The organism is Bacillus basilensis, assembly GCF_050630465.1.
Taxonomy (GTDB): Bacteria; Bacillota; Bacilli; order Bacillales; family Bacillaceae_G; genus Bacillus_A; species Bacillus_A basilensis.
This window is the reverse complement of sequence record NZ_JBNTQO010000003.1, coordinates 543409-549408: the sequence shown is the minus strand read 5'-3', so window position 1 is coordinate 549408 and position 6000 is coordinate 543409. Positions and strand designations below refer to the sequence as shown.

The window sequence follows — 6000 nt, the reverse complement described above, 5'->3', positions numbered from 1 at the left end:
AATCTATAAAAGATAATAAAAAACTATATGGAAAGGCCGCATTTTGTATAAAAATATACCTTAAGTTGATGGATGTGTGGCGGTACCCCATGCCCATCAACTTAAGGGATTTATTAAACAAAAACGTAAGCTTTCTGGTTTGGGTTTAAATAGAAACCTGTCAATAAAATTAGGATTGCATTGGAAATGTATTTCGGTTGTTTTTTGTTATATATTTGGACCAGTATACAGTTATGCCAAATCCAATAGTAAGAATTAATCCTGCAAAGATATATGGTAGATTAACATTTACATTAAGTAAAATGCCTCCCGTTGCTGGCCCTATTATATTCCCGAGACTTGTATAAGTAGAATTCATCCCTCCGATAAATCCTTGATTTTCTCCAGCTATTTTAGAAAGTAATGTTGTAATTGCTGGTCGAAGTAAATCAAATGCCAAAAAGATGATAAACGTTAAAATCGCGACCATCCAATAATTACCGACAAATGTAGATACAACTATAATTATAGCGGCTATAAATAAGCTATATTTAATGATTCCTTTTTCACCAAATTTTTTTACTAATTTTTCAAAGAACATGATTTGTGCTATTACTCCTAATATGGCGCTTACTGAAATAATTATTGATATATCTTTAGGTGTAAAACCAAACTTTTTATCAACAACAAAGCTAAACATATGTTCATAAGCTGATAAACCACATCCTAAAACAAAAACAAGTAATAATGGGATAAAATATAAAGGGTGAAAAGATTGTTTAATTTCTTTTAAAAAACTAACTTGTATTTTGTTATCTTGCATTTTAATTCGTTGTTCTTTAGATACAGGTTCTTTCAAAATGAATACTGAAAAACACGCAGCGATACCAGAAATTACTGCTGCAAAAAAGAACGGTGCACGTATGCCAAAATCAGATATAAAGCCACCAATACCAGGTCCAATAATGAATCCTGTACTAATAGCTGCTGATAAATACCCTAATGCTTTTGCTCTGTTTTCTAATGATGTTGTATCAGCTATAAAAGCAGTGACTGCCGGCATCATACATGCAGCACTAACACCTCCTAGTGCTCTAGAAAGAAATAATACCCATATTTGATTTCCAACTCCAAATAAAAATTCAGAAAAGGAAAATAGAATTAACCCTGCTATGATCATTTTTTTTCGACCAAATATATCTACCCATATTCCGGCAATAGGAGATGTTAATAGTTGAAAAAATGCAAACATAGCAATTAAATATCCCATAGTGTCAGTGCCTAAATGTAATGCCCTCATATAAGATGGCATTACAGGAACTACAAGACCAATTCCTAAAAATACGATAAATACATTAAATAATGCTAAAACTAAAGCTAAATTTTTCCTATTGTATATACCCATATGACTTTCCTCACCTTATGATTAATTATATATAGACATAAAAAAACTTTTTTATGTAATTGTCTTTAGGATAAACCTTAAAGTAACTTTAAGGTCAATACAAAAATTAAAAACGTAAAAATATCTATAAGGCGTACCACCAAATCAGGTTGCCCCAAAACGATAAAATGAACTTCATTGCTATAAAAGACTCAAATTTTTCGTTTTGGAGCATTATAAAATTTTAACTTGATGGTGATGGGGTGGGGCAAAAAATAGTACGATTTTATTTCAAAGACACAACGATCTTACTACGCACTTTTTATTTATCCCACACTCTCATATGCTAGTATTATTATTTTTTATTACTAATGTTGCCGTTTCACTCGGATGGCTAAGAGGAAAATGATGGCCGTATGGAACAAAATCAACCTTACCAAGATGCGATGGAGCAGAATAGGCTCTGTCATAATCCCCCCAAATAATGTGAAGATTATACTTTGTTACTTCATTGAAATCACCTTGATCGTTTTTCAGTAGTAAACTGTTAAGCTGAACCGTAGTATTTAAAATTCTAGGAGAAGTAAAACTGGTACTTATTTTTTCAATATAATGTTCAGGGATGCTCTCCATACTTTCAAACAAACCATTACTTAATAAATAACGCCCTATCAAATTAGTAGTTGCTAATTTTAATGTCCATTTGTTCATAAATTGAGGAACATTTAGCGATTTAGCATTTTTTTTAGCAACAGGTGGCTGAAGTAAAGTGATTGAATACTTCTTATCTATGTACTCTTTTACTAATGCTTCCAGAAGAATAAACGCACCAAATGAATGGCCAATTAGATGTGCACCATTAGTAGCTTTCTCCAATAACTTTTTCACTACATTCAAATAGATATCTAGAAGATTTTTCTCTTGTTTAAAAGGAGAACGTCCCAAACCTGGAAGATCCAAAATCCATACAGGTTGACCAGTTTTTTCATGAAGCTCTTGTGCTAAAGGAAATAAATCCTCTCCATCACTCAATAAACCATGTAATAAAATAAACGGTTTACCCTCTCCTTGTAATTGGTAAAGGGTATTGTTATCGCATAATGTTCGTTTAAATAAATGATTATGCTGGCCATTTTGATACATCATTCGATAATCCAAATCAGCTACTACGGCAGGGAAAAATTTCATTACACTCGTCTTCTTAAACCAATCTCCTCCCATAATTTTTTCCGCTGAAACATTTGAAAATTTTCGTTTTGTAATAAAATTCAGTCCATCAGAAGGAATTTTTGTTATTTTACTTACTCCACTATTCATAATTGCTTTCATAAGTGGCATTGGAACAGAGATTTTTGGTGCCCTCAAATTCATACTTTCCGACATAATACTTAATAATTCAGCAATGTTCTGATCGTGCGGTTTGTCTTCAACAAGTGTATATGTTTGAATAGTCGGTTGCTCCAATTTGAAAACCTGCACAATAAACTTCGCAAGCTCATCGTTTGAAATAAGAGGTAACCTATATCCCTTACCTCCAGGAATCACTGGCATGAGCCCTCTTCGCATACTCATAACAAGCAAACCTAATCCTGCTATCTGCTCTGTACTCCCTGTTTTACTACTACCGACTACAGTTGGCGGATTAATTACAGAAAGCGGATAACCTACCGCTGATGCCTGGTGACGGATATAAAGATCTGCTAAAAATTTTGTTCTCTCATATGGGTTTTTTATTTTCAAATAATTGTTTCCTTCTTTAAACACATCAATTGCAATCTTACTATTTTTATCATCAAAGGGACTCATATAACCTACAACATGAATAAATTGTTGCAAGCCCTTCAATTGATGAATACTTTTAGCTAATTCACTAATATGTTTGGCGCCATTTAAAAATACGGAAGCTGCCTCTTTACTTGTCGCTTGAATATCCATGGGGCCTCCTGCGTGAATAATCACATCCGCTTTCAATACCCTCTCCTTATCTTCAGCACTTAGACCTAAATCTATTTTCGTCAAATCACCTTCAATAAAGTGCATAAATGCCTTTTTTAAGATGCCTCTTTCTTGAAAAATGCGTATTGCTTTACTTTTCGACCTTACTAAAAGAAGAATTTTAACATCCTCTTTGGCTAATTCTTTCACTAATTGTTTTCCAATAAAGCCTGTTCCACCAGTTAAAAATACTGTTCTCATATAAAATCCCCTTTGTAGTACTAATCAGTACTAATTTGATGTAAAAAAAAAGCTTCTTTTATCGAAGCAATTTTAAAAAATGATCTGCTGTTTTCGTGATTACAGTTGCATCCTTCAATGTTTCTGAAATAAATAACGCTCCTTCAAGATTTGTAATAAAAAGTGATGCAACCTCATCAATATTAATCGTATTTCTGAATTCTCCATTCTCTACCCCTTGTTTAAGTAATAGAGAAACTTTCTCTTGTAATCCTGTAAAAAAAAGACCTATTTTTTCTTTTATTTGCGTGGCCTGTTTAGGACTTTGAATATAAAGAGTAATAAATGGACAGCTCCCCTTATACTCTCTCGACTGAACTCCTTGTGATAATTGCTTTAAAAACAGTTGGATACGATCTTCAACTAAAAATTGGTTCTGAGAAAGTACGTCATCAATTGCAGATTGATACATTTCAATCCAATAATCAACGACCCCTTCTAATAATACTTCCTTATTAGAAAAGTGATAATACACATTAGACTTTGAAACTTTGCTTACACGTACTAATTCATCCATACTTGTATAAGCAAACCCTTTTTCTAAAAATAATGTTGCAGCTACTTCAATCACACGTTTTTGATTCATTAATTTTACCTTTGTCATAACTAGAACTATATAGTACTAATTTAAATATTGCAAGTATTTATGTTAATTTTTAAAAAAGTTTGATTAAAAAAGTTCCACTAACATTGATTTTACTGCAAAAAAATCTTATTTTGAATAAAGTTGAACTGAACCCCGAAATTGTTAATTCACTATCGTCTAATAGGGGTCACCATACATGCCCATCAACTTAAGAAAAAGAAATGCCCCCTGATTCAAGTTGTCTAGCGAAAAAATCACGTTTTAATAGACTTCTTTATCATGCATACCTTTCTATAAATTACCAGATATGAAACAAGGATCGTTTCATATCTAGTAATTTACTTGATTAGCTTGATGGGTATGGAGTAGTGCCCCTATAAACAAAACCCACCAGAAACATCTAAAATTTGCCCTGTTACCCAGCGACTATCAGAAGAAGCAAGGAATGCTACTACATCTGCAATCTCTTCAACTTGCCCTATTCGTCCGAACACAGATGAATTCGTAGCAAAATTTCGTATTTCCGGATCATCTAGCAATTTCGCATTCATATCTGTCTTCGTGTATCCAGGCATGATTGTATTCACTGTTATACCTCTTTCTCCGAGATGTTTAGCAAGAGGCAGTGTCATCGTATTTAGTGCACCTTTACTTAAACCGTATGCAATTGAGCCTGTAAAACCAAGTCGTACTTCAGCTGATGAAATGTTGATAATTCGCCCTTCTGCTCGTAGTAATGGTAATGTTTGCTGAATTAAAAAGAACGGTGCCTTCATATTTACTGCCATAATTTCATCAAAAACTTCTTCTGTCGTATCTTCAATCGTTCCTTGTGTACCTATCCCTGCATTGTTTACTAAAATATCAATCTCTGATGTACCAACTCTTATTTGTAATTCATTCTTCAATTGTTCTACTATCTTTTTGACACCATCCATTGAATTGAGATCTGCTTCAATTAAGAATGCCTTTCCTCCATTCGATTCAATCTCACTAATTGTTGCATCTGCAGCTATTTTATTTCGGCCGTAGTGAATCGCTACTAATGCACCGTCGTTTGCCAATCTCATCGCAATCGCACGACCAATACCGCGACTTGCCCCTGTTACTAACGCGATTTTCCCATCAAGATTCTTCATTTCTTCCATCCTTCCTAAATTTCCGTTTGATAAAAACCTATACTTATATTTTCATGTAAACACCAATAATTTTAAATATATATTTATAGGTAATTCAATTCGTTAGCTTATGATATTATAGTTATAATTCATGATTTACTTTAGAAAACAAAATAAGGAGGCTACACAATGCAAAACGCTGTAAAACTGGATGAAACTGATCATAAAATAATGAACTTGTTGTATGAAAATGCGAGAATTTCCGTTTCAGAAATAGGACGAATTATATCCATGACGCAGCCTGCTGTAAAAGAGCGTATTAATAAACTTGAAGATCAAGGAGTTATAGCGGCTTACCGAACGAAATTTGAGCCTTCCAAAATTAATAAGAACATTCAAGCATTCATCATGTTTAAAACGAGCCAATGCTCTGATTTTATCCAATATTGTAATGCCGCTCCTGAAGTAACAGATTTATATCGAATTAGCGGAGAGTTTAATTATATGATGAAGGTCATGAGCGATTCGATGGATTCTCTCGCTACATTTTTAGACTCTTTAATGCAATTTGGCTTATCATCTCCTTTAATTGTATTAAAGAGTGAATTTGAGGAAAAATTGTCGTTCTGATAAAGGGATACGTATTATCCCCCGCTAACAGTAAAAGTTTTTCCTTTATGAGAAAAACCAACAAAACC

The 6000-nt window shown here is 33.3% G+C and carries 5 protein-coding genes; 1 reads left to right on the top strand and 4 read right to left on the bottom strand.

All coding sequences use genetic code 11. The annotated features are described in order from the left end of the window. Window positions 1–169: 169 nt before the first annotated feature. The 4 genes from ACQVV1_RS09265 to ACQVV1_RS09250 form a co-directional block, all read right to left on the bottom strand. A complete protein-coding gene (locus ACQVV1_RS09265; protein WP_242254320.1) occupies window positions 170–1384 on the bottom strand; it encodes an MFS transporter in 1215 nt (404 codons plus the stop codon). Window positions 1385–1702: 318 nt separating this feature from the next. After that, the gene (locus ACQVV1_RS09260) at window positions 1703–3559 is read right to left on the bottom strand and encodes an alpha/beta fold hydrolase (RefSeq protein WP_431168786.1); all 1857 of its coding nucleotides are present in this window, start codon (window positions 3557–3559) and stop codon (window positions 1703–1705) included. A gap of 58 nt (window positions 3560–3617) precedes the next feature. Next, on the bottom strand, window positions 3618–4184 hold the full coding sequence (locus ACQVV1_RS09255; RefSeq protein ID WP_213744444.1) for a TetR/AcrR family transcriptional regulator: 567 nt from the start codon (window positions 4182–4184) through the stop codon (window positions 3618–3620). A gap of 374 nt (window positions 4185–4558) precedes the next feature. Continuing rightward, window positions 4559–5323 carry an SDR family oxidoreductase gene (locus tag ACQVV1_RS09250; protein WP_242254324.1) on the bottom strand — a complete coding sequence of 255 codons (765 nt, stop codon included), beginning with the start codon at window positions 5321–5323 and terminating at the stop codon, window positions 4559–4561. 168 nt (window positions 5324–5491) lie between these two features. On the opposite strand from ACQVV1_RS09250, the gene ACQVV1_RS09245 reads away from it, so the two are divergent. Further along, window positions 5492–5932, top strand: coding sequence for an Lrp/AsnC family transcriptional regulator (locus tag ACQVV1_RS09245; protein ID WP_431168785.1), 441 nt, complete (start codon window positions 5492–5494; stop codon window positions 5930–5932). The last annotated feature ends 68 nt before the right edge of the window (window positions 5933–6000 follow it).

Excerpts from the sequence above, each read along its gene's own strand:
- ACQVV1_RS09250 (WP_242254324.1), bottom strand. The coding sequence starts at position 5,323 with ATGAAGAATCTTGATGGGAAAATCGCGTTAGTAACAGGGGCAAGTCGC.
- ACQVV1_RS09260 (WP_431168786.1), bottom strand. The coding sequence starts at position 3,559 with ATGAGAACAGTATTTTTAACTGGTGGAACAGGCTTTATTGGAAAACAA.
- ACQVV1_RS09265 (WP_242254320.1), bottom strand. The coding sequence starts at position 1,384 with ATGGGTATATACAATAGGAAAAATTTAGCTTTAGTTTTAGCATTATTT.
- ACQVV1_RS09245 (WP_431168785.1), top strand. The coding sequence starts at position 5,492 with ATGCAAAACGCTGTAAAACTGGATGAAACTGATCATAAAATAATGAAC.
- ACQVV1_RS09255 (WP_213744444.1), bottom strand. The coding sequence starts at position 4,184 with ATGAATCAAAAACGTGTGATTGAAGTAGCTGCAACATTATTTTTAGAA.